Source organism: Klebsiella sp. HMSC16C06, assembly GCF_001808325.1.
GTDB classification, from domain to species: domain Bacteria; phylum Pseudomonadota; class Gammaproteobacteria; order Enterobacterales; family Enterobacteriaceae; genus Klebsiella; species Klebsiella variicola.
Window position 1 is genome coordinate 70,017 of the sequence record NZ_KV793004.1, and the last position, 22,792, is coordinate 92,808.

Consider the following 22,792-nt stretch of genomic DNA (forward strand, 5'->3'; position numbering starts at 1 on the left):
TAGCGCCACCGGGGATTTTCTCCGGAGGCGGCGCATTGCGCCTTCTCCGGGTATTTACCCCGCTAATTCCCGCCATTTTCTTCTTTTTCGCCTCCCTTTATACTGCGCGCTATGTTCCTTGCTGATAATAAATACAAATGAAATACCTCTTTTTATTTTTACTGGTTTTCACCAGCGGCGCAGCGGTCGCCACCGAACCGGGCAGCCAGTATCAACAGCAGGCGGAAGCCGGCGATCGACGCGCGCAATATTACCTTGCCGATACCTGGGTCAGCTCCGGTGATTATCAGAAAGCCGAATACTGGGCGCAGAAGGCCGCCGCCCAGGGCGATGGCGATGCACTGGCGCTGCTGGCGCAGCTCAAAATTCGCAACCCTCAGCAGGCGGACTATCCGCAGGCCCGCCAGCTGGCGGAAAAAGCCGTCAAGGTCGGCAGTAAATCCGGGGAGATCGTTCTGGCGCGGGTGCTGGTGAACCGTCAGGCTGGCCCCACCGATGTGGCGCACGCCATCACGCTGCTGCAGGATGCCGCCCGGGATAGCGAAAGCGATGCAGCGGTGGACGCCCAGATGCTGCTGGGGCTGATCTACGCCAGCGGCGTGCACGGCCCGGAAGATGATGTGAAAGCGAGCGAATACTTCAAAGGCAGCTCGGCGCTCTCACGGACCGGCTATGCCGAATACTGGGCCGGGATGATGTTCCAGCAGGGAGAGAAAGGCTTTATCGAACCGAATAAGCAGAAGGCGCTGCACTGGCTTAACGTCAGCTGCCTGGAGGGGTTTGATACCGGCTGCGAAGAGTTTGACCGGATCAGTAAAGGATAAGAAAAAGCCCGGCGTTCGCGCCGGGCTTTGTGTTTTATTGGGCGGTTTTATCAAACTTGCCCAGCACTTCGCGTTCATACGCCAGCGCTTTTTTGCGGTCGAACTTATGCTCCCATTTGGCGATAACCAGCACCGCCAGCGCATTGCCCACCACGTTCAGCGCGGTACGCGCCATGTCGAGAATACGGTCGACACCGGCGATAAAGGCGAGGCCTTCCAGCGGGATCCCCACGCTACCCAGGGTTGCCAGCAGCACCACGAAGGAGACGCCCGGCACGCCAGCGATCCCTTTCGAGGTCACCATTAAGGTCAGCACCAGGGTGATCTCCTGCCAGATAGAGAGGTCGATACCGTACAGCTGGGCGATAAAGATCGCCGCGATGCTCTGATACAGCGTTGAACCATCGAGGTTAAAGGAATAACCGGTCGGCACCACAAAGCTGGTGATCGACGCCGGCGCGCCATAGGCTTCCATCTTCTCGATAATGCGCGGCAGCACGCTCTCCGAGCTGGCGGTGGAGTAGGCCAGAATCAGCTCATCTTTCAGGATACGGATCAGGATCCAGATGCTCAGGCCACACAGACGCGCGACAATCCCCAGCACCACCAGCGCGAAGAACAGGATCGCGAAGTAAACCAGCAGTACCAGCTTGGCCAGCGGCCACAGCGAGGCGAAACCAAAGGTGGCGACGGTCACCGAAATCAGAGCGAACACCCCGATCGGCGCATAGCGCATCACCATGTGGGTGACTTTAAACATGGTTTCGGAGATGGAGCGGAAAACCGTCACCAACGGCTCACGGTGGGTCGCCGGCAGCGAGGAGAGCCCCAAACCAAACAGCACCGAGAAGAAGATAATCGGCAGCATATCGCCTTTCGCCATCGACGCCACGATGTTGGTCGGGACCAGCGACAGGATAGTGCCCATCAGGCCATGCGCATGGCTTTGCACCTCGGCAGTCGTGCTCTGATATTTCGAAATATCAACCGCCGCCAGCTGTGACATATCAATGCCGGTCCCCGGCTGAAAGACGTTGGCCAGGGTGATACCCAGCACGATCGCCACCGTGGTGATCACTTCGAAATAGATAATGGTTTTGGCGCCGATCCGGCCTAACTGCTTGGCATCGCCCACGCCGGCAATCCCGACCACCAGGGTCGAAATGACAATCGGGACCACGATCATTTTAATCAGATGGATAAAGATATCGCCCGCCGGCGTCAGCAAATTGCTAATCAACCAATCGCGACTTTCGGCGTGGTAATGCAGATAACTGCCCAGAAGGATACCCAGCACCAGGGCTAGCAAGATTTGCCAGGCCAGACTGACTTTTTTCGTTTTCTTCACTACTGACTTCCTCAATGAAAGGCACCATTCCTTTTCGTCATGGTACCCACTGCAGGGGGTATGAATTGTGTTGCGTTGCTTTGTGGGGTTATTTAACGCGCAATATCAGTATCATTTGCACGGCATGCTGCGCAAGCCTTTAAGAATAGGGCTTTCTTCTGGTTTTCTGCATAAAGTCACGAATTTTCCCCAGTTACAATGCATAAGTATTTGTAATAAAAAATATTTCACACCTTCCGTTTCTATAAATTCATTTACGTAATTATTTCACTTCAAAGTTTCATTTGATGAAATTTCACTCAGTTGAATCATTGCGTGATCTGCCCCCCAATTAACAAACAAAGCTGTCAAAACCCCTACTCTTAACGTTTGTTTGACATATATTTAACAAGTTCAAAGGAGAAAAAAAGCCATGAGCCAAATACACAAACACCCTATTCCCGTTAATATCGCGGAACGTTGCCTGATTAACCCGGAACAGTACAAGGCGCAGTACCAACAATCCATAACCGACCCTGATACATTTTGGGGCGAGCAGGGCAAGATCCTTGACTGGATACGCCCCTATACCCGCGTGAAGAACACCTCTTTCGCGCCGGGTAATATTTCCATCAAATGGTATGAAGATGGCACCCTGAACCTCGCCGCCAACTGCCTCGACCGCCATCTCGCCGAGCGCGGCGATCAAACCGCCATCATCTGGGAAGGCGACGACGCCAGCCAGAGCAAGCACATCACCTACCGTGAACTGCATGCGGACGTGTGCCGCTTCGCCAATGTGCTGCTCGACCTTGGGATTAAAAAAGGCGATGTGGTCGCCATTTATATGCCGATGGTGCCGGAAGCCGCGGTGGCGATGCTGGCCTGCGCCCGCATCGGCGCTATCCACTCAGTGATTTTCGGCGGCTTCTCGCCGGAGGCGGTGGCCGGACGCATTATCGACTCCAGCTCGCGCCTGGTGATCACCGCTGACGAAGGGCTGCGCGCTGGTCGCGCCATCCCGCTGAAGAAAAACGTTGATGACGCGCTGAAAAACCCGAACGTCAACAGTATTGAGCATGTCGTGGTCCTGAAACGTACCGGCGGCAAAATCGACTGGCAGGAAGGCCGCGACCTGTGGTGGAGCGACCTGATGGCCAATGCCAGCGCCGAGCACCGGCCCGTCGAGATGAACGCCGAAGATCCGCTGTTCATCCTCTATACCTCCGGCTCCACCGGCAAACCGAAAGGGGTGCTGCACACCACCGGCGGCTATCTGGTCTACGCGGCCACCACCTTTAAATACGTTTTCGACTACCATCCGGGCGATATTTACTGGTGCACCGCCGATGTGGGCTGGGTCACCGGCCACAGCTATCTGCTGTATGGTCCGCTGGCCTGCGGCGCCACCACCCTGATGTTCGAAGGGGTACCGAACTGGCCAACCCCGGCGCGTATGTGCCAGGTCGTCGATAAGCATAAGGTCAGCATTCTCTATACCGCCCCGACGGCTATCCGCGCCCTGATGGCGGAAGGCGACAAAGCTATCGAAGGCACAGACCGTTCCTCGCTGCGCATTCTCGGCTCGGTCGGCGAACCGATTAACCCGGAAGCATGGGAGTGGTACTGGAAGAAGATCGGTAACGAGAAGTGCCCGGTGATGGACACCTGGTGGCAGACCGAAACCGGCGGCTTTATGATCACCCCGCTGCCGGGCGCAATCGAGCTGAAGGCCGGCTCCGCGACGCGTCCGTTCTTCGGCGTCCAGCCGGTGCTGGTGGATAACGAAGGCCTGCCGCTGGATGGCGCCACCGAGGGCAATCTTGCCATCGCCGACTCCTGGCCCGGCCAGGCGCGTACCCTGTTCGGTGACCATGAGCGCTTTGAGCAAACCTACTTCTCCACCTTCAAAAATATGTACTTTAGCGGCGATGGCGCGCGTCGCGATGAAGATGGTTACTACTGGATCACTGGCCGCGTGGATGACGTGCTGAACGTCTCCGGCCACCGTCTGGGTACCGCGGAAATTGAATCCGCGCTGGTGTCGCACCCGAAAATCGCTGAAGCGGCGGTGGTGGGGATCCCGCACAACATCAAAGGCCAGGCCATCTACGCCTACGTGACGCTCAATCACGGCGAAGAACCAACGCCGGAGCTGTATGCCGAAGTGCGTAACTGGGTGCGCAAAGAGATCGGCCCGCTGGCGACGCCGGATGTGCTGCACTGGACCGATTCGCTACCGAAAACCCGCTCGGGCAAAATCATGCGTCGCATTCTGCGTAAGATTGCCGCGGGCGACACCAGCAACCTCGGCGATACCTCGACGCTCGCCGATCCTGGCGTCGTGGAAAAACTGCTCGAAGAGAAGCAGGCCATAACGATGCCATCGTAAGCAAGGACCGATTCCCTACACCCTCTCCCCCGCCGGGGAGAGGATAAAAATAAGTCCCTCCCCCAGGATTCCACTCGCAGGAACGCCGTCAGCAAACCGTATCCCGGCTCCATCGCCGGAGGGGTTGCTGTCGCCAGCGTCCGCTGAGTGGATGACGAAAGGGAGACCTCTGGAGACGCTAAGATGAATGAACAACTTTGTCAGCGGATAGAAAATAGTGCGCATTTCAGGGAGTTAGTTGCATCACGGCAACGGTTTGCCGCCATTCTGTCAGTGATTATGTTAGTGATCTACGTGGGCTTTATTTTGCTTATCGCCTTCGCGCCCGGCTGGCTCGGCACTCCGCTGCACGCCGGTACCAGCGTCACCCGCGGGATCCCGCTCGGCATTGGCGTGATCGTCATTTCGTTTATCCTGACCGGTATTTATGTCTGGCGGGCCAATGGTGAATTCGACCGTTTGACCAAGAGCGTTCTCAACGAGGTAAAAGCATGATCAAGAGAGTCCTGACGGCGCTCGCCGCCACGCTGCTGCCCCTCGGCGCTCACGCGGCAGACGCCATTACCGGCGCGGTACAGCGCCAGCCGACCAACTGGCAGGCGATTGTCATGTTCCTGATTTTCGTCGCCCTGACGCTTTACATCACCTACTGGGCCTCAAAACGGGTACGTTCGCGCAGCGATTATTATACCGCCGGCGGCAATATTACTGGCTTCCAGAACGGGCTGGCGATTGCCGGCGACTTTATGTCGGCAGCGTCGTTCCTCGGTATTTCCGCGCTGGTGTATACCTCAGGCTACGACGGCCTGATCTACTCGCTGGGCTTTCTCGTCGGCTGGCCGATTATCCTGTTTCTGATTGCCGAACGACTGCGCAACCTTGGCCGCTATACCTTTGCTGACGTCGCTTCATACCGCCTGAAGCAGGGGCCGATCCGCACCCTCTCCGCCTGCGGATCGCTGGTGGTGGTGGCGCTGTATCTGATCGCGCAGATGGTGGGCGCCGGCAAGCTGATCCAGCTGCTGTTCGGCCTCAATTACCATGTCGCCGTGGTGCTGGTTGGCGTGCTGATGGTGCTCTATGTCCTGTTCGGCGGCATGCTGGCAACCACCTGGGTGCAGATTATTAAAGCGGTTCTGCTGCTGTGCGGCGCCAGCTTTATGGCCTTTATGGTCATGAAGCACGTCGGCTTCAGCTTCAATAACCTGTTTACCGAGGCGATGGCCGTCCATCCGAAAGGGGCGGCGATTATGAGTCCCGGCGGACTGGTGAAAGATCCGATATCAGCGCTCTCTCTGGGTCTGGGTCTGATGTTCGGTACCGCCGGCCTGCCGCATATTCTGATGCGCTTCTTTACCGTGAGCGATGCCAAAGAAGCGCGTAAAAGCGTCTTCTACGCCACCGGTTTTATGGGCTATTTCTATATCCTGACCTTTATCATCGGCTTCGGCGCCATCATGCTGGTCGGCGCGAACCCGGCGTTTAAAGACGCGGCCGGACAGCTTATCGGCGGCAATAACATGGCGGCGGTGCACCTGGCGGATGCGGTGGGGGGCAATTTGTTCCTCGGCTTTATCTCCGCGGTAGCCTTCGCCACTATCCTGGCGGTGGTGGCGGGCCTGACCCTCGCCGGCGCGTCAGCGGTGTCGCACGACCTGTACGCCAACGTCTTCCGCAAGGGCGCGACCGAGCGTCAGGAGCTGAAGGTCTCCAAGATCACCGTGCTGATCCTTGGGGTGGTGGCCATTCTGCTGGGTATTCTGTTTGAAAATCAGAACATTGCTTTCATGGTCGGCCTGGCCTTCTCCATCGCCGCCAGCTGTAACTTCCCGATTATTCTGCTGTCGATGTACTGGTCGAAGCTGACCACCCGCGGCGCGATGGTCGGCGGCTGGCTGGGCCTGCTGACTGCGGTCATTCTGATGATCCTCGGCCCGACCATTTGGGTGCAGATCCTCGGCCATGAGAAAGCGCTGTTCCCGTATGAATATCCGGCGCTGTTCTCCATCGCCATCGCGTTCATCGGTATCTGGGTCTTCTCCGCCACCGATAACTCACCGGAAGGGATGCGCGAGCGCGAGCAGTTCCGCGCCCAGTTTATCCGTTCACAAACCGGGATCGGTATCGAACGCGGCCAGGCGCATTAATCGTTCTCTCCCCTTCCCCGGCGCCGTCCGGAGAAGGGGGTTATTCTGACCGGCTCAGTTATAGGTAAATGTGATCACCCCGGTGGCGTTTGCCGAACCGGCGGTCACCGCGCTGCCTGTTTTGTAATAGTTGGTGGTAAAAGTGAGCGTTTGCATGGCCGCTGCGCCACCAGGACTGTCGGGATTAGTAAAATAGCTGTAGCTGGCATCCGCGCCGCTGTTGGTCACCGTAGTGCGGCCCGAGGAATAGAGACTGAGGTCAGTATTCAACGGCATCGCTTTGCCATCCATATTTAACTGAACCCCCACCCCGGTGGCAACATTCTCCTCTGCCGTTAAGGCCATCACCGTGTTGCCAGGATTATTGCCGCTCGCTTGCGTCGCCACCACCCGCATTAAAACATTGGTCCCCGGCTCGCAGGAGAGGGTCAGGGGCTGTTGCGCACTCCCCACCTTCGTCGCGGTGTTAAACTCGCTGGCATTGATGCTACCCATGGCAAAACTGAGACTATTGCTACTGACGATACACCCCATCGGGATCATCTGGATGCTGGTGGTGCCGCTGATGTGCAGCCGGGAAATGGAGATTGTCCCGCCACTATCCTTAGCCGATACTGTGGCCACCGGATCGCTGAACGATAATTGACTGTTGCTGCCAATAGCGCCGCCGGTGGCCACCAGCTGCAGCTGATACGCCGGGGTGTAATAGGTCGACGCATAATAATCAAACAGACCGGTGGGCTTACCGAGATAGTAATTCACATCGCCGATATAATGCACCTGCGAGTCGGGGCTGAAATCATCGGTATCGCCATCACCATCGTCACCAGTGATATTGAGCCACACCTTAACGCGGATACCGATCCCCTGCACCGAAGTGGCATAGATATTATCCCCTATCAGCGCCCCGGCATTGTTTGAGGACCAGGCAAACACCGCGTAGACACTGCCCTGACAGTTAGTCAGCTTCGTTTGCGCGCGGGTAATTTTCCCCGAGTCATACAGCACGGTGCCCGCGGTGTAGCTCCCGGCGTTAACCAGGATCTTTTCCGGCAGGTTGGTCATTGAGATATCGCCATAGTTGGTCCCTCCGCATACTGCCCAGCTATAGACGGGGCACAGCGCCAATATGAGCAATAAGATCCATTTTTTCATATCCATCCCTGTCGAAACGTTATTTGTAAGCCACATCGAACGTGGCGGTAAAGCCGACAATCCCCGGCCTTACCTGGCCATAGGGCGAAAACATGCGCGCCATCATATTGAAAGTATGAACGTCCGCATTATCACCAAAGGTATAGAGATACTGGTCGCCAGGCCCGAGGGGCTGCTGATCGGCAAGAGTGAGAAGTTGCATACCGACGCCGCTGGCCCCGTCGCTGCCTGTGCGGAAGTTTTTATAAACCGAGGTGTAAGTGTTATCGAATTTTGCTCCGCTAAATGCGATGGTTACCGCCGACGCATCGGCGGAACAACTGGAAAAGACCAGCTTAACCGGCACGCTGGCGCCGCTCGACCCGGCATTTCCGGAGAACGTCTGCGAGGAGACGGTGCCTAAATCGATACTGTTCGACGGTTCCACGGCCACCTCGCAGGAAGGCGCTTCGATGGTGCCCGTGACGTTAAAATTGACCGTGCTGCTGCCTTCATAAGCCAGCGCCGGAAGGGAGAGCAGCAAAAGGCTGGCCACCAGGATGCCCCTTGTGCTGCCGTCTCGCATATTCATATCAGCCCCTTCTTCCATGTTGAAAACCTGCATCCATTACCGGCATTCGGCCTGATAGAACAGAATATCGTCGCCAAGAGCCATGCTGGAGAAGTCGTAATGAACGGTGCACTGCTCACTGCTTTTCTCCCCCCAGCGCGCTAACAGCTGGCCTTTTTTCTGCAGCCCCGTGAGATACACCTGCCCCTCATCGCCGACAATATTGCTGCGCGCCGCGCTGGCGCGATCATTATCAAGGGTCACCAGCGCGCCGAAAGGCACCACACCGTTGCGAGTACGCAGGGTGAGCATCGCCTTATAGCCAATTCGGGTGTCATACTGCACTTTGACGATTGCATTGCGCGTTGGGACCACCGTTCTGGCGACGTTATCCACCTCGGCGCCAGCCATCTGCTGTTCATCCAGCGCCAGGCTGTTGCGATGGTAAGGGCGAACATACGGTACGACGGCATACCCGGCGGCATCCGTCGTCACGTTGGTCTGGCCCTGCACCCGCACATCGCTGACGCCGGGCGTTTCGATCAGTGCAGCACTCTCACCCAGAAAGCGCGACAGCGTGAGCCCGCCCGCGTGAGCAACCATGCCGCCGCGCAGCGAATAATTGTAGTGATTGCTGTAGTGGTCGTAGCCATAGCCGCCGGCGACATCGCCTTTTGCTCCCTGATAATTGACGCTGAGGTTGCCGGAGGTGCTCTTATCCTGGGTGTTGTAACCCTCCTGGAGACTCCAGTTGAGAGAGCGATCCTCGAACGCCGAGCCATTGAGCCCCACGCTGTGCGTGGTGTCGTTATGCCGACCATGGTTCAAGGTGTAATTCGCCGAGAGCGTCTCGCCAAGCGGGATGCTTAGCGTCAGGGAGACGATGGTATCGCTGGCCGGCCGGTTATTGCCGCTGTCATCGGTACTTTGCACATTGCGGTTATAGGAATAGTTAATAAAGTAGGAGGCCTTGCCAATCGACCCGCTATAGCCCACGCCTACCGACTCCATGCGCGAGCTGTCCCAATAGGTTTCATTGACCAGCGAAAGCGAGAGCGAACCATAGCCAAACAGCGTCTGCGACAGCGAAGCGTCAAACCGGCCTTTCGTTCTGCCGCTCTGCGTACAGCAGTCGCGCTGCGTGGAGGCGTTATCGACAAAATCCTGAAACGAATAGTATCCCGCGGTGGAGTAGCGATAGCCGGCCACGGAAAAGCTGGTGCCCGTCTGCAGAAAGCTTTTGCTGAAGCGGACGCGATACGATTGCCCCTGTTCTTTGCGGGTTGACGAGGCCGTATCGCTGGTTTTCACGTCGGCCCACGACTGAGAGCCGTCAAACGACAGCGCGCCGATGGTGCCAAGGTTAAAGCCAGCGCCTAACAGCAGGTTGGTGTATTTATCTTCCGCCTGCTGAAAGCCGGTATAGAGAGTAAAGTTACTGGTGGCGCCATAGGCCAGGGAAGACTGAATAAAGTTGTATTCTTTATCGTCGGAGCTGCCTGAGCGCGTCCTGCCGCTGCTCAGCGCATAGTCCAGCTGGCCCTCGCGCTGCAGGACCGCCAGCGAGGCAAAAGGCACCACAAAGTTTTGCTCGCTGCCGTCAGACTCTTTAACGGTGACGTACAGATCGCCGGCGCTGCCGGTGGCATACAGATCGTTAATCTCAAAGGCGCCGGGAGCGACGGTGGTTTTATAAATGCTGTAACCATTCTGATAAACCGAGACCTCCGCGGTGGTGCGCGCGATCCCTCGAATCGTCGGCGCAAAGCCATGCAGGCTATCCGGCAGCATCTCTTTGTCCGAACTGAGCTGCAGGCCGGTAAAGCTCACACTGTCGAAGATGCCGGAAGAGGTATAGGTATTACCGACCACCAGTTGACTGCGCAGGGTGTGAATATCGCGGGCAAGGTACGAGTAAACCGACTCCCAGCGGCTGCTGTTGTCGCTGTGGCTATAGGTGCTGTAGTTGCGCAGACGCCATGGCCCCAGATTCACCCCAGGCTGCAAGCTAACAAACTGGCTGTCTACGGTCGCGCCATTATGCCGCGGCGCATTGCGCTGCCCGGTGACACTATAGTTGAGAAGACCGGCGTTGATCCCCTGCTGCCACTGGCTCTCCGGTATATAGTCTCTTGGGCGATTCAGCATCGCGGCCTGCGGCACGGTAAAATCGATTCGCTGTTGGGCAAGAGACACCGAAAATGTCATCCCGGGGATCGCCGACAGCCGGGCGCAGGTTTCCCCTGCCGCGAACAGCTGGGGATAGGCGGTGGTATTAATCAACCACGAATTCAGATACTCCGCGGAAAGACAGGGAGAAGCGGTCGCTCCTGCGTCATGGCCAATTTCCTGAAAGGTCAGCGATTCTGAACTGACGTATTTATCATTGATGTAAACATCCAGATGATAGGTGCCCGGCGGTACGCCATCTTGCGAAAAATAGGACAGATCAACCGAAGCCGCAGGATCCTCGGCGACTTCGAGTAAATTCGGGTTGAAATATTCACCGGCCTCAGCGCGAGAAGACAAGGCACTCAGGCACAAAACAATAGCGACGCAGATACTTTTGGTTGAAAACAGTAGCTCAACGCTACTGAATGATAGCGGTATATTTCTTCCCTGACATACCATAATCATTAATCACGCTCCATGTGATCTCTTTTTTCCCTGTCGCGGACAGGGTACTCTGCACGGGTATTTTTAAAGTAGAAAATGGGGCAGCAAACCATGCGCCAGAAATATTTTTTCCGTTAAGGCTAACCTGGGAAAAATTCATATACAGCGGTGAGTTATTTTTTACCGTCACCGAGTCCCCCGCTTTTCCCCACTGTAATTTTTCGGCATACGATTCCGGTGTATTGCCTTTTAACGCGGCAGGTCGATAAATCAATTTTATTTTCGAGTTGATGGCAAACTGCACCACATTTTTATCCGGGACATATTCCGTTGCCGGGATCCCTTTGATATTGAGCCAAAACATCGACTCGCGATCGTCGGGTAATTTTTTTCCTGAGCGGACAACGCGCACGAATCCTTTCTCTCCGGCTTTGAGACGGAACAGCGGCGGCGTAATAATAAACGCGTCTTTGGCTGGCGACGCGGCATCCACCACCGAGAGCCAGGACTGGACGATATTGCTGCTCTGATCTTTATTCTCAACCGTGATGACGGCGTTGTTTTTCACACCATCAAACACCAGACGCGTGCCGCCCACGACCACGCTGGCTTGCGCAATAGAGGAAGACAGCAAAAAACCGACCACAAAAAAAGGATATCTCATACGTTTAATTAAAGGGGAATAGCAGACGATTCCCCTTTCTCCATTCAACAAAACGCCGAATTAATAATAAGTCACGTTATAAGTCACAGTTGTCTGAACGGTACCTTTCGTCGGATCGGTATCACCCGACTTCACCATTTTAACGGTGAATGGAATGGTTGCGGCACCGGAAGAAATATCGACATCCGAACCCTCTTCATTATTCTTCATTACCTTACCCGCTTCGTCGAAAAGGGCCACAGCAACACCGGTTGCCGGCTCATCAGTCGCCTGGTTTTTAAAATAATCGCTGTTCGCGGTATCGGAAACACCGCCAAAAGTGACGCGAGCGATGCTGTTGCCACCGTCTTCCGCGGTCGGGCAATCGGCTAAGCTAAAGGAGAAGTTCTTGGCAGCGCCGAAGGTATACGCTTTCAGATCCGCCACTGAGGTGGTGCCCATATCAATAGCCGTTACGCCGCCGTCAATGGTCGCCGTACAGGTCGTATCGGAAACAACACCATTAAAAGTAATGGTGTTATCGGCCTGAGCAACGGTAGACAGCACGCTGCAGGCAGAAAAAATCAGGGCACCCGCCAGAATTTTTTTACTCATCTTCATATTTATTCCCATATCCATTATAAACGACAATCAGTCCGTCAATTGTTTTATGCAGATATATTAGAGAATGAATTTGCATCCGCGCGGCGTCACATACATATTTACGTGACATATGATTTATGATAATTAATATTATACATAAATAAACGACCAGCATTTGAATCCATTCAATAATACAAGCCCGCGTAAAAAGAATAACGAACAGAGGGTAAAAGCTCAATTATTAATGTAAAAATTGATTTTTAAACAAATCGCCTTAAAAAATGAGAAAAATAAGATGAAGTTCCTTTGAAATCATAGCGATACAAACTTATAAAATTCTTAGAGATAATAAAAAGCCTATACATCATTCGCAATATAATTAGATCAGTATTGATTATGAAATATTTAGTTACAAAGAGAGGATGGTAATAAGAATTGCCTTAATCTTTTCTGATGACCAATAACCGGCATAAACAAAAAGGGGCGAAAATAGTTCACAACTATTCCGCCCCTCAATATTTCATAACAACCGGTTACACGAGAACGCTAAAACAGCAGCCAGCGCACTAACGGCGCCGCCAGCACCACCACTACGCCAGACAGCATCATCACCAGGCTGGCCACCACGCCCTCCTGCTGGCCCAGCTCATAGGAGCGCGCCGTCCCGGCACCATGGGAAGCCGCGCCGAACCCGGCTCCTTTCGCCATCCCTTCCCGGATAGCCAGGCGTAAAAACAGCATATCCCCCACCGCCATGCCAAAGACGCCGGTGATCACCACAAACAGCGCCACCAGATCGGGCTGACCACCGAGCGGTTTCGCCGCCGCCAGCGCAAAGGGCGTGGTCACCGAGCGCACCGCCAGGCTGCGCTGGATTTCATCAGACAACATCAATCCGCGCGCCAGCCATACGGAGCTGGTCACCGCCACCACCACCGCCGTTACCACCCCGGCGCTGAGCGACATCCAGTGGCGTTTGATCACCGCGACATTTTCATAGACCGGGACGGCAAAGGCGATGGTGGCGGGGCCCAGCAGCCACAGCAGCCAGTGGGTCTCTCCCATATAGCTCTGATAAGAGATATGGCCCAGCACCAGGATCAGCACCAGCAGGATCGGCGTGAACACCAGCGGCATCAGCGGCAGTTTATGAAAACGGCGATACAGTTTTTTATTGGCGTAATAGAGACCCAGCGTCGCCACCAGACACAGGACGCTCAGCATGACATCATTCATTTTGTTAGCCGGCTCACTTCGTAACGATAGACCTTGTCAACGACCCAGGCGGTGGCGCCGAGCACCATCAGCGTGCTTAAGGCAATCACCAGGAAAATCCGCCAGCCATCAACCATCAGCAGCTGGGTATAATTGACCACCGCGACCACCGCCGGGACGAAAAACAGCAGCATCTCCGCCAGCAGCCAGCGGGCGCCGGCGCGAACCCAGCTCAGGGGGATCACCCGGCAGACGATCAGCAGCAGGAGCATCACCATGCCGACCAGGTTAGCCGGCAGGGGTACCTGCCACCTGTTCACCAGATATTGCGCAAAAATAAATAACCCGACATAAAGGAGCACCTGCAGCGGGATTTGAAGACGCTGCGCCACGACGGGGGCAACGCGAGCTGGCGCGAAGGCCATGAGCGATATTCCTGAAAAAAAGAAGTCAGGGGTGCAGTATAGAGAGCCGCCGAAGCGGACAGAAATGAATTAAAATCATCGCAGGTATAGTCTCAGGGAATAATTATGGATATCCGAACGCTGCGCTATTTCGTTGAAGTGGTTCGTCAGCAGAGTTTTACTCGCGCGGCGGAAAAGCTGTTCGTCACACAGCCCACCATCAGCAAGATGCTCAAAAATCTCGAAGATGAACTGAACTGCACGCTGTTGATCCGCGATGGCCGTAAACTGCTGCTCACCGATACCGGGCGCGTTGTTTTTGAACGCGGCCAGGCGATCCTTGGCGAGTTCAGCCAGCTGGAGTCAGAACTGAGCGATATCAACCACCTGCATAAAGGGGTGTTGCGGCTTGGCATTCCACCGATGGTCGGAATGCTGATGGCGGAGCCGATCAGCCGCTTCCGCGAGCGCTACCCGGGCGTCGAGCTGAAAATCGCCGAGTTTGGCGGCCTGACGGTCCAGCAGGCGGTCAGCAACGGCGAGCTCGATATGGCGATGACCGCCCTGCCCATCGAAGAGGGTAGCCACCTCACCACCCTGCCGTTGTTCAACCACCCGCTGTGCGTCCTGACGCCAAGAACCGCGCCGTGGGAGGGCGTGACCTCGCTCTCGCCGGCCGAGCTGGCGGCGTATCCGCTGGTCATCTACAACGAAGAATTTGCCCTCAGCCAGCAGCTGATGCGCCTGTTTGCCGAGCATGACGTAAAGCCGCGTATCGCGGTGCGCAGCGGCCAGTGGGATTTTCTCGCCGCGATGGTGCAGGCCGGCATTGGCGTGGCGATCCTGCCCGAGCCGATTTGCCAGCGTCTCGACCCGCAGAACTTTTGCTGGATCCCATTGCAAAGCGAGCTGCGCTGGGAGCTGGGGATGATTTGGCGGGAGGGCGTGTATATGTCGCGCAGCGCTGAGGCCTGGCTGGCGTGCAGTAAAGCGTTCTGGCTGGAATAATTCCCTGGTGACAACGCGTTCCGCAGAGGAATGGGTAGCCCGGGTCAGGCGCTTGCGCCGCTGCCCGGGTTTCCCCCGGTCGCGCTAACGCTTACCGGGGCGACACATTTACTGCAGTCTCGCCAGTAGCCCGAATAAGCGTCGCGCTATCCGGATTACAGGTTATTGATCTTCGATTAACAGCGCTTCCAGCAGGTCGAGATCGTGCAGCAGCTTCTGCAGCGTCTCGTTACTGATCTGCCGGGTGGCGCGCAGATGATACAGCTCTCCGCGTTCAGAGCGCAGCGCCGCCAGGCGGAAGCGGCGCTCGAGGCTCTCCTCCAGCATAGAGGTTTCCACGTCGTTACGACCATCGACGCGGCGGCGCAGGTTACCGATCACCCGCGAACTGACTTCGGTCAGCAGCTGGTTATCGATATTCTCTTTGGTATCCGCCGCCAGCCGCTCTTCCATCTTCTGGATCGCCACAATCGCCACGTCTGCCGTCGCTGCGCGCGCCAGCCGTTCCTCTTTCCGCTGCTGCACGTTGTCACTGGATTCAATGTGGCGCAGCAGGATCGGCAGCGCTATCACCCCGACGAACAGCGAGAACAGGATCACCCCGGCGGCGAGGAAAATCAGCTCATAGCGCGCCGGGAAAACATTCCCGTCCGGCAGCAACAGCGGAATCGAGAGCACACCGGCGAGGGTAATCGCCCCGCGCACCCCGGCCACAGAGGAGATCAGCAGCTCGCGGGTGGTCCAGGAGCCAAACTCCATCGGTTTCTTCTTCAGGAAGCGCTGACTAAGCTTACGCATCGACCACAGCCAGCCAAAACGCACCAGCATCAGCGCGGCATAGATCAGGATGATGTCGGTAAACAGCATCCAGGTCTCGACGTTGGGGTCAGCTTCCGCCGCCACCAGCGAGCTGGAGAGGATATCCGGCAGCTGCAGGCCCAACAGCAGGAAGACCATGCCGTTGAAGACAAATTCCAGCATCGCCCAGGTGCTGTTAGCGCGCAGACGCATGGCCAGCGGCGCGGTACGCATCACGCCGGAACGGGTGATGGTCATCCCCGCCGCCACCGCCGCCAGGATGCCGGAGACACCGATATGTTCGGCAATCAGATAGGAGGCAAACGGCAGCAGGAACAGCAGGACAATCTGCGTGGCGGGTTCATCCCCGCCCCAGCGGCTGAGGAAACGCATCGAACGGCCATACGACCAGCTCACCACAAACCCGGCCAGCACGCCGCCGATCGCCACCTTCAGAAACTCTACGGTCGCGCCGCCAACGGTGAAGACCATGGTGCCCATCGCCACCGCGACGGCAAACTTGAGTGAGACCAGGCCAGAGGCATCGTTCATTAACGCCTCCCCCTGCAGAATGCCCATGATTTTTTTCGGTATCCGCCCTTCCCCGACGATGCCGGAGAGCGCCACGGCATCGGTCGGCGAGAGTACGGCCGCCAGCGCGAACGCCGGGATCAGAGGAATGCCAGGCACAATCCAGTAGATCAGAAAGCCGATGCCGACCACCGTCACGACCACCAGCGCCAGCGCCAGACCAAGGATCTCCCGCCCGTGTTCAATAAACTCACGGGTCGGCGTTTTCCAGCCGTCGGCGAACAGCAGCGGCGGGATAAACAGGACCAGAAACAGCTCTGGATCAAATTCAACGTGCAAACCGAAGGTCGGCCATGCCAGAAGCGCGCCAATGGCGATTTGCATCAGTGGGAGTGGAACCTGAAAGGGCAGTACACGCGTCACTACCCCGGACAGTGAGACCACAAGGGTCATGATGAGGATGGTAAAGAATATTTCCATGTGTTCCCTGTTTGCTGCGTTTTCTTTTATACCTGTGAGGCGTCGTGCCTGTGAATCATACGCTACCCAGATTAACGCAAATGGAAACAGGATGTGGCTTAAAAATAAAACGGGCGGCCTGAGCCGCCCGTGAGGAGCACGAAGGGTTTAAATCGCCCAACCGCCGGCGTAAAACGCCACCAGCGCCACGGCGATAATTACCGTACCGAGGTTCAGCTTGCGCCACTCGCCGGAGACCAGACGGCCAATCACCAGGGTAGCGAAACCGATCATGATGCCGGTCACGATGTTACAGGTCAGCACGATAAACACCGCGGTGATCAGGCCAGCCATCGCGTCAACGAAGTCGTTGAAATCGATTTTTGCCACGTTGCTCAGCATCAGCAGGCCGACGTACATCAGCGCCGGCGCGGTCGCGTAGGCCGGTACCAGATAAGAGAGCGGGGAGAGGAACAGGATCAGCAGGAACAGGACACCGACCGTCACCGCGGTCAGACCGGTTTTACCGCCAGCCGCGGTACCCGCCGCCGATTCGATATACACTGCCGCTGGCGCCGCGCCAACTAAACCGGAGAAGACGCTGCTCAGGGAGTCGGTGGTCAACGCTTTACCGCCGTTGATGATCTGTCCGTCTTTGTCCAGCAGGTTTGCCTGGCCGGCCACCGCGCGGATAGTACCGGTGGCGTCAAAGACCGCCGTCATCACCAGCGCCAGCACGCTGGGCAGCACGACCGGGTTCAGCGCGCCGATGATGTCGAGGCTGCCGATCAGCGAGTTGCCTTTATCATCGCTCAGGGATGGCATGGCGAAAATACCGGAGAAATGGACGTTCGGATCGAAAATCAGGCCCACAATCGACACGCCAATAATGGTCAGCAGAATACCGCCCGGCACCTTCATTTTTTCCAGACCAATGATCACCGCGAGGCCAATCAGCGACATCACCACCGGGAAGCTGGCAAATTTGCCCAGCGCCACCGGCAGACCGTCCAGCGGATTTTTGATCACCAGACCAACGCCGTTGGCGGCGATCAGCAGCAGGAACAGGCCAATCCCGATCCCGGTACCATGCGCCACGCCCTGCGGCAGGTTGCGCAAGATCCAGCTGCGGATGCCGGTCGCGGAAATCACCGTGAACAGGACACCCATCAGGAATACTGCGCCGAGGGCCACCGGAATACTGATCTGCTGCCCCAGCACCAGGCTAAAGGCGGTGAAGGCGGTCAACGAAATGGCGCAGCCGATAGCCATCGGCAGATTTGCCCATAACCCCATCACCAGCGAGCCAACGCCCGCCACCAGACAGGTCGAGACAAACACCGCGGCCGGCGGGAAGCCCGCTTTACCGAGCATGCCCGGCACCACGATGACGGAGTAAACCATCGCCAGAAAGGTAGTAAGACCTGCAACAATCTCCTGACGCACGGTGCTACCGCGCGCCGAAATTTTAAACCAGGCGTCTAATGAACCGCCGGTACGCGCTGAAGGCGTAGACATAGAAAACTTCCCCTGAAAATTTTTATTGTTCGTTGATATGCGTGGTGGACCCTCCACTGCCAGTTAAACGCGATCTCCTTGTACCGAATCGCAGCGCCAGGGGGGCTGCAAAAAAGCAAACGTTTAACTCCGCGCATACACTACGGTGTGTCAACCTTATCTCCTCCCCCTGGATAGCAGAAAAAAGAGGGAGCAAAACAGAAAGGCAAACGATTATCCGGCCTTTAGATAACCCTTTTCAACCGATGTTTATCGTATTTCGCTAAATTTCGCTTATGACGAGCAGAAAATAACCAGACGATGCGCAAACGTTATCGTCTATGCGCAATCCGCTAACAAATTTTTAGTGAGTTGCTTTCATTTGTCGGCGTCATCGGATCCGCTGATACCTCAGGCGCCGGGTAAGGAAAAGGGGCCGCCGCGCTCGATGGCCCGCTGCCAGGCCGGACGCTGCTCCACCCGCTGTCGCCAGGCCTCGATATGGACAAGGTCATGCACGCCACCGCGCGCCAACAGCGCCATCACCGGGAAGCTCATCTGGATATCGGCCATACTCAGTCGCTCGCCGGCAAACCATGGCCGCGTGGCAAGATGGTCGTCAATAAACCGCGCATGGGTGGCCAGCTGGGGATCCAGCCACGCTTTCTGAATGCCCTTGCCCAGCAGGGCGCCCAGCGAGCGGACGCCAAAGGGCACAGGGGGTTTACCCAGGCTGGCGAACACCAGCTTCATTAACAGCAGCGGCATCAGCGAGCCTTCGGCATAGTGCAGCCAGAAGCGGTACTGCAGTTTGTCCTCTATCGCCTGCGGCTTCAGCAGCCCGCCGCTGTCCCAGGTCTCCTGCAAATACTCGAGAATGGCCCCGGACTCCGCCAGCACATAGCCGTTGTCTTCCAGCACCGGCGATTTCCCCAACGGATGGACTTTCTTCAGCGCCGCCGGCGCCAGCATCGACTTTTCCCGCTGATAGCGGACTATCTGATAAGGCAGCTGCAGCTCTTCCAGTGCCCACAGTACGCGTTGCGATCGTGATTGATTAAGATGGTGTACCGTCAGCATGGGCCTCTCCCGTGGTTTGTTCAAATTAACTATAGGAACAGGCGCTCATTGCCGGGAAAATTTCGGCAAAATAGTAAGGAAAAAATGGCAGCAACTGCCATAGTTAAAGTGTCGACGCAAACCGGAACCTCCATCAACAGATTGCGCAATACTGAGGGACGTCGATGTCGGGGGAAACCCTCTCGTGAACCAGCGAGATAATGCGAAAGACAAAGACCGGAAAACAACTAAAGCGCCCAGTTGTGGCGCTTTAGTTTTATTACTCCTCTTCCAGCAGCCGGGCGCCGGTCCCCTCTTCCCCCAGCTTATCGCCCGGGTTGCGCAGCGGGCAGTCGCGCCGTGATAAACAGCCGCAGCCGATACAGCCGTCGAGCTGGTCGCGCAACGCCGTCAGGGTATGAATACGCCGGTCCAGCTCCTCACGCCACTGCGATGACAGCATCTTCCACTCTTTTGCGCTGAGGTTGTGCCCTTCCGGCAGTACGCCAAACGCGTCGCCGATGGTCGCCAGCGGGATGCCGATGCGTTGCGCAATTTTGATAATCGCCACCGCGCGCAGGACATCGCGCCGGTAGCGCCGCTGGTTGCCGGCATTCCGCTGGCTATGGATCAGGCCTTTACTCTCATAAAAATGGAGAGCCGAGACCGCCACGCCGGTTCGTTTTGCCACTTCCCCGGGCGTCAGCAGCATTTTGATGCGGGGTGATTTCTTTTCCATAAAGCGCTTTACCTCAAGTTAACTTGAGGAATTATACTCGCCCGCAGACAAAACGACGAATCGAGAATTGAGAGAGGCCGCTTTATGTCCCATCAGGATATTATTCAAACACTGATTGAATGGATTGATGAACATATCGATCAACCACTTAACATTGATATAGTCGCCAGAAAGTCAGGATACTCGAAATGGTATCTGCAGCGGATGTTCCGTACCGTAATGCATCAGACGCTGGGTGATTATATTCGTCAGCGCCGCCTGCTGCTGGCGGCGGAAGCGTTGCGAACCACTCAGCGACCTATCTTTGATATCGCGATGGATCTGGGCTACGTCTCGCAGCAAACCTTCTCCCGGGTGTTCCGTCGCGAGTTCGACCGCACTCCCAGCGACTACCGCCATCAGATCTCCGCGTGACGCGGCGGCTGAGGCCTGCTTATGGGCGTGGGAGCATTCGCTAACCACTGCATAAACTCCCGCGCCGGCATGGCTTTCGCAAACAGCCAGCCCTGACAAAATTGCACGCCGCGCTTGTAGAGCCAGCTTACCTGCTCCGGGGTCTCCACCCCTTCCGCGATAGTTTTTAAACGCAGCCCGCGCGCCATCTCGATGATGTGCTCAGCGATCAGATGGCTGGTGTTGTTGGTGGTCAGCGTATCAACGAAGGTTTTATCGATTTTGAGGATATCGACATTCAGCGCGTGCAGATTATGCAGATTCGAGTAGCCGGTACCGAAATCATCGATCGCAATCTCATAGCCTGCTTCGCGGAACGCCTGGATCACCGGCGTCGTTTTCGCCACGTCGATAAACCCGCGCTCGGTCACTTCGATTTTGATCTGTCCGATGCAGACCGCATAGCTGTGCGCTTTCTCACTGATCTGTGAAATCAGCCGCGCCGAGTGGAAATCGGACGCAGAGAGATTGATCGCCACATACAGCTGCGGATGGCTGGCAAGAAACTCACCCATTTCATAAAACAGCTCATCCACCACGTAGTCCGTGATCTGGGCAATCATGCCTTCATTTTCCGCCAGCGGGATAAACTCCGCCGGGTTCATCACCGGGCCATCAAACCCCGGCCATCGCAGTAGCGCCTCCGCCCCGACGCAGCGGTTATTTTTAATATCGATAATCGGCTGGTAGTGCAGCCGCAGCTGGCGGCAGCTCAGAGCCCGCTGTAGCATATTGCGCGGCGAGTGATACTGGCGGCGGGTTCGTGTCCACACCAGCACCAGTAAAATACTGCAAATGATCCCCAGCGGCAGCGTCAGGCTCGCCTGGTCACAGAAGTTGTGGTAGTAGCTGGCCCGTGAGGTGGACATGATGACCGCGATCGGCCGGATAGCGGAGCGAGCTATCGTATACACCCGACCATTCTGATTAAAAAAAGCATCGCCTTCGCGAATTAACGCCTGGAGTTCGGCGGGCTCAACATTATTACTCAGCGAGAAAAAGAGGTTGGTTTTAGTATCGAAAACGCCATAGGCTAAATCGCGGTCGCTGGCAATCACCGAGCTGAACGAGTAGGGGTTGACCACCACCACATAGGGCCCCTTCTGCATATAATTCATGGCAAAGCCCGGGTAAAACGGCGTATCCCGATAGTAGTAAATCGCCACATCCGGCTTTTTGGTGTAATTCGCCGCGGGCATCCGCCAGCCGGTCTCGGGATGAGCGGACGTTGAACAGATAAAGCGCTGACCGTTGGCGTAGATCAGATCTTCTACATACAGCAGACCGCGAACAATATGCAGTAAATAACGCTGGTGCTCCGCTGAGCATAGCTCACCACGATACTGGCTGGCTTTAAACCGCGCCTGATCCGCTTCCCGGATGACCATTTCTGTTTTTTGCAGCGCCAGCTGCGAAAATGAGTGCAATTGATCAATGGTTTCGGCTTTGGCCCGCAGCTGGGCAAACCACAATGCCAACATCACCGGCAATAAAATAACCAGCCCCATTCCGACAAGTCTGAGCGCCTTATGCGGCGCACTGTCAGCCATTTACGCTTTCATCCATGCGATATGCCTTAATTAAGGTAGCCCGAACACGTTAGCAATCGCGACTGCGATAGACATCAGCAGATATCTGCCAGCCCTTCAGGGCGTCAGCTTTTCAGCTGGTGGTGTTGAATAATACTTATTTATCAGGTATTCGAAAGATATTCTCGTCAGATTAAGAATAGACGCGCATCTGACTCGGTTTCTCCGTGTAATAAACAGGAACTGGTAATAAAACCCGCAGAATAATAATCATTAGCAAGAGAATGAAAATAAGATAATCGGGTTTTGCTTACCTATATCCACACAAAATCAAAGCTTATTAAGCGCAGCGAAAGCTCATTTTTTGGCTGGCGAATAAAGCACCAAGTGTGATATAGTTCACACAAGTTGATGAAACAGAAATGACGTTTCATCACTCTCTAGTTTGCCAGTCGAGACCAGAGCGCTATGCCATCGTCAGTCGCGCCAGGTCATCCATGGCTCCCCGACTTTCTTTGAGGATAGGTTAATGGCTTCCATTACTACCAGTGTCGTTTTGTTGCGCTGGCCCCTGGTGAGCGCGGTACTGATGTTTCTCGCCAGCTCGTTGAATATCCAGTTACGGAAAAGCGATTATGCCGGTCTGGCAGTGATCTGCAGCTGCCTCGGCCTTGCCGCCGCCTGCTGGTTCGCCACCGGTTTGCTGGGCATCACCCTGATCGATATCGCAAAAATCTGGGGTAATATCAAAGATGTGATGATTGAGGTCATGAGTCAGACGCCGCCAGAATGGCCAATGATGATGACCTGAGGTTAAAAAGCTTCCCACCGGGAAGCTTTTTC

General features: G+C 55.9%; 20 protein-coding genes and 1 pseudogene. 7 read left to right on the forward strand and 14 right to left on the reverse strand.

Annotated elements, in window-relative coordinates:
• Positions 1-137 precede the first annotated feature (137 nt).
• Positions 138-824, forward strand: a complete 687-nt coding sequence (locus tag HMPREF3142_RS14440; RefSeq protein WP_016160120.1) for a tetratricopeptide repeat protein — start codon at positions 138-140, stop codon at positions 822-824.
• A 34-nt stretch (positions 825-858) separates the two neighbouring features.
• Here the strand turns inward: HMPREF3142_RS14440 and gltP are convergent, their stop codons facing one another.
• Positions 859-2,172 (reverse strand): glutamate/aspartate:proton symporter GltP, encoded by a 1,314-nt coding sequence (gltP, locus tag HMPREF3142_RS14445; RefSeq protein WP_012543161.1) that lies wholly within the window; start codon positions 2,170-2,172, stop codon positions 859-861.
• Positions 2,173-2,283: 111 nt separating this feature from the next.
• Positions 2,284-2,484 (reverse strand): annotated as a pseudogene (locus HMPREF3142_RS27980) (hypothetical protein).
• Positions 2,485-2,584: 100 nt separating this feature from the next.
• Between HMPREF3142_RS27980 and acs the strand changes: the two are divergent.
• The 3 genes from acs to actP all read left to right on the forward strand — a co-directional run bounded on the left by acs (position 2,585) and on the right by actP (position 6,690).
• Complete coding sequence (gene acs / locus HMPREF3142_RS14450; protein ID WP_070612172.1) at positions 2,585-4,543, forward strand: acetate--CoA ligase; 1,959 nt, start codon at positions 2,585-2,587, stop codon at positions 4,541-4,543.
• Positions 4,544-4,726: 183 nt separating this feature from the next.
• On the forward strand, positions 4,727-5,038 hold the full coding sequence (locus HMPREF3142_RS14460; RefSeq protein ID WP_004177812.1) for a DUF485 domain-containing protein: 312 nt from the start codon (positions 4,727-4,729) through the stop codon (positions 5,036-5,038).
• Positions 5,038-6,690: a cation/acetate symporter ActP gene (actP, locus tag HMPREF3142_RS14465; protein WP_024623073.1), complete on the forward strand. Its 1,653-nt coding sequence runs from the start codon at positions 5,038-5,040 to the stop codon at positions 6,688-6,690. The genes HMPREF3142_RS14460 and actP overlap by 1 nt, the downstream gene beginning before the upstream one ends.
• A gap of 54 nt (positions 6,691-6,744) precedes the next feature.
• Here the strand turns inward: actP and HMPREF3142_RS14470 are convergent, their stop codons facing one another.
• From HMPREF3142_RS14470 to HMPREF3142_RS14500, 7 genes are all read right to left on the reverse strand, one after another.
• Complete coding sequence (locus HMPREF3142_RS14470) at positions 6,745-7,845, reverse strand: type 1 fimbrial protein (protein ID WP_016160119.1); 1,101 nt, start codon at positions 7,843-7,845, stop codon at positions 6,745-6,747.
• A 19-nt stretch (positions 7,846-7,864) separates the two neighbouring features.
• Positions 7,865-8,416: a fimbrial protein gene (locus HMPREF3142_RS14475; protein ID WP_050569050.1), complete on the reverse strand. Its 552-nt coding sequence runs from the start codon at positions 8,414-8,416 to the stop codon at positions 7,865-7,867.
• Positions 8,417-8,452: 36 nt separating this feature from the next.
• Positions 8,453-11,032 (reverse strand): fimbria/pilus outer membrane usher protein, encoded by a 2,580-nt coding sequence (locus HMPREF3142_RS14480; RefSeq protein WP_070612173.1) that lies wholly within the window; start codon positions 11,030-11,032, stop codon positions 8,453-8,455.
• Positions 10,986-11,675 (reverse strand): fimbrial assembly chaperone, encoded by a 690-nt coding sequence (locus HMPREF3142_RS14485; protein ID WP_039102727.1) that lies wholly within the window; start codon positions 11,673-11,675, stop codon positions 10,986-10,988. The genes HMPREF3142_RS14480 and HMPREF3142_RS14485 overlap by 47 nt, the downstream gene beginning before the upstream one ends.
• Positions 11,676-11,735: 60 nt before the next feature.
• A complete protein-coding gene (locus HMPREF3142_RS14490) occupies positions 11,736-12,293 on the reverse strand; it encodes a fimbrial protein (RefSeq protein ID WP_074442684.1) in 558 nt (185 codons plus the stop codon).
• A gap of 510 nt (positions 12,294-12,803) precedes the next feature.
• Positions 12,804-13,493 (reverse strand): LrgB family protein, encoded by a 690-nt coding sequence (locus HMPREF3142_RS14495; RefSeq protein WP_012969151.1) that lies wholly within the window; start codon positions 13,491-13,493, stop codon positions 12,804-12,806.
• On the reverse strand, positions 13,490-13,897 hold the full coding sequence (locus tag HMPREF3142_RS14500) for a CidA/LrgA family protein (RefSeq protein WP_070612174.1): 408 nt from the start codon (positions 13,895-13,897) through the stop codon (positions 13,490-13,492). The genes HMPREF3142_RS14495 and HMPREF3142_RS14500 overlap by 4 nt, the downstream gene beginning before the upstream one ends.
• Before the next feature lie 105 nt (positions 13,898-14,002).
• On the opposite strand from HMPREF3142_RS14500, the gene HMPREF3142_RS14505 reads away from it, so the two are divergent.
• Positions 14,003-14,884 carry a LysR family transcriptional regulator gene (locus tag HMPREF3142_RS14505; RefSeq protein WP_012543171.1) on the forward strand — a complete coding sequence of 294 codons (882 nt, stop codon included), beginning with the start codon at positions 14,003-14,005 and terminating at the stop codon, positions 14,882-14,884.
• Between the two features lie 162 nt (positions 14,885-15,046).
• On the opposite strand, the gene HMPREF3142_RS14510 is transcribed toward HMPREF3142_RS14505, so the two are convergent.
• The 4 genes from HMPREF3142_RS14510 to soxR form a co-directional block, all read right to left on the reverse strand.
• A complete protein-coding gene (locus HMPREF3142_RS14510; RefSeq protein WP_012543172.1) occupies positions 15,047-16,693 on the reverse strand; it encodes a Na+/H+ antiporter in 1,647 nt (548 codons plus the stop codon).
• Between the two features lie 147 nt (positions 16,694-16,840).
• A complete protein-coding gene (locus HMPREF3142_RS14515) occupies positions 16,841-18,190 on the reverse strand; it encodes an NCS2 family permease (protein ID WP_008807272.1) in 1,350 nt (449 codons plus the stop codon).
• Between the two features lie 390 nt (positions 18,191-18,580).
• A complete protein-coding gene (locus HMPREF3142_RS14520) occupies positions 18,581-19,249 on the reverse strand; it encodes a glutathione S-transferase family protein (protein ID WP_012543173.1) in 669 nt (222 codons plus the stop codon).
• A gap of 259 nt (positions 19,250-19,508) precedes the next feature.
• Positions 19,509-19,967, reverse strand: a complete 459-nt coding sequence (gene soxR, locus HMPREF3142_RS14525; protein WP_004206331.1) for a redox-sensitive transcriptional activator SoxR — start codon at positions 19,965-19,967, stop codon at positions 19,509-19,511.
• A gap of 84 nt (positions 19,968-20,051) precedes the next feature.
• Here soxR and soxS point away from each other — a divergent pair, with 84 nt between their 5' ends.
• On the forward strand, positions 20,052-20,381 hold the full coding sequence (gene soxS / locus HMPREF3142_RS14530; RefSeq protein ID WP_004151738.1) for a superoxide response transcriptional regulator SoxS: 330 nt from the start codon (positions 20,052-20,054) through the stop codon (positions 20,379-20,381).
• Here soxS and HMPREF3142_RS14535 read toward each other — a convergent pair.
• Positions 20,366-21,970 (reverse strand): EAL domain-containing protein, encoded by a 1,605-nt coding sequence (locus tag HMPREF3142_RS14535; RefSeq protein ID WP_008807274.1) that lies wholly within the window; start codon positions 21,968-21,970, stop codon positions 20,366-20,368. The genes soxS and HMPREF3142_RS14535 overlap by 16 nt on opposite strands.
• 508 nt (positions 21,971-22,478) lie before the next feature.
• Here HMPREF3142_RS14535 and HMPREF3142_RS14540 point away from each other — a divergent pair.
• Positions 22,479-22,760: a YjcB family protein gene (locus HMPREF3142_RS14540; RefSeq protein ID WP_008807275.1), complete on the forward strand. Its 282-nt coding sequence runs from the start codon at positions 22,479-22,481 to the stop codon at positions 22,758-22,760.
• The last annotated feature ends 32 nt before the right edge of the window (positions 22,761-22,792 follow it).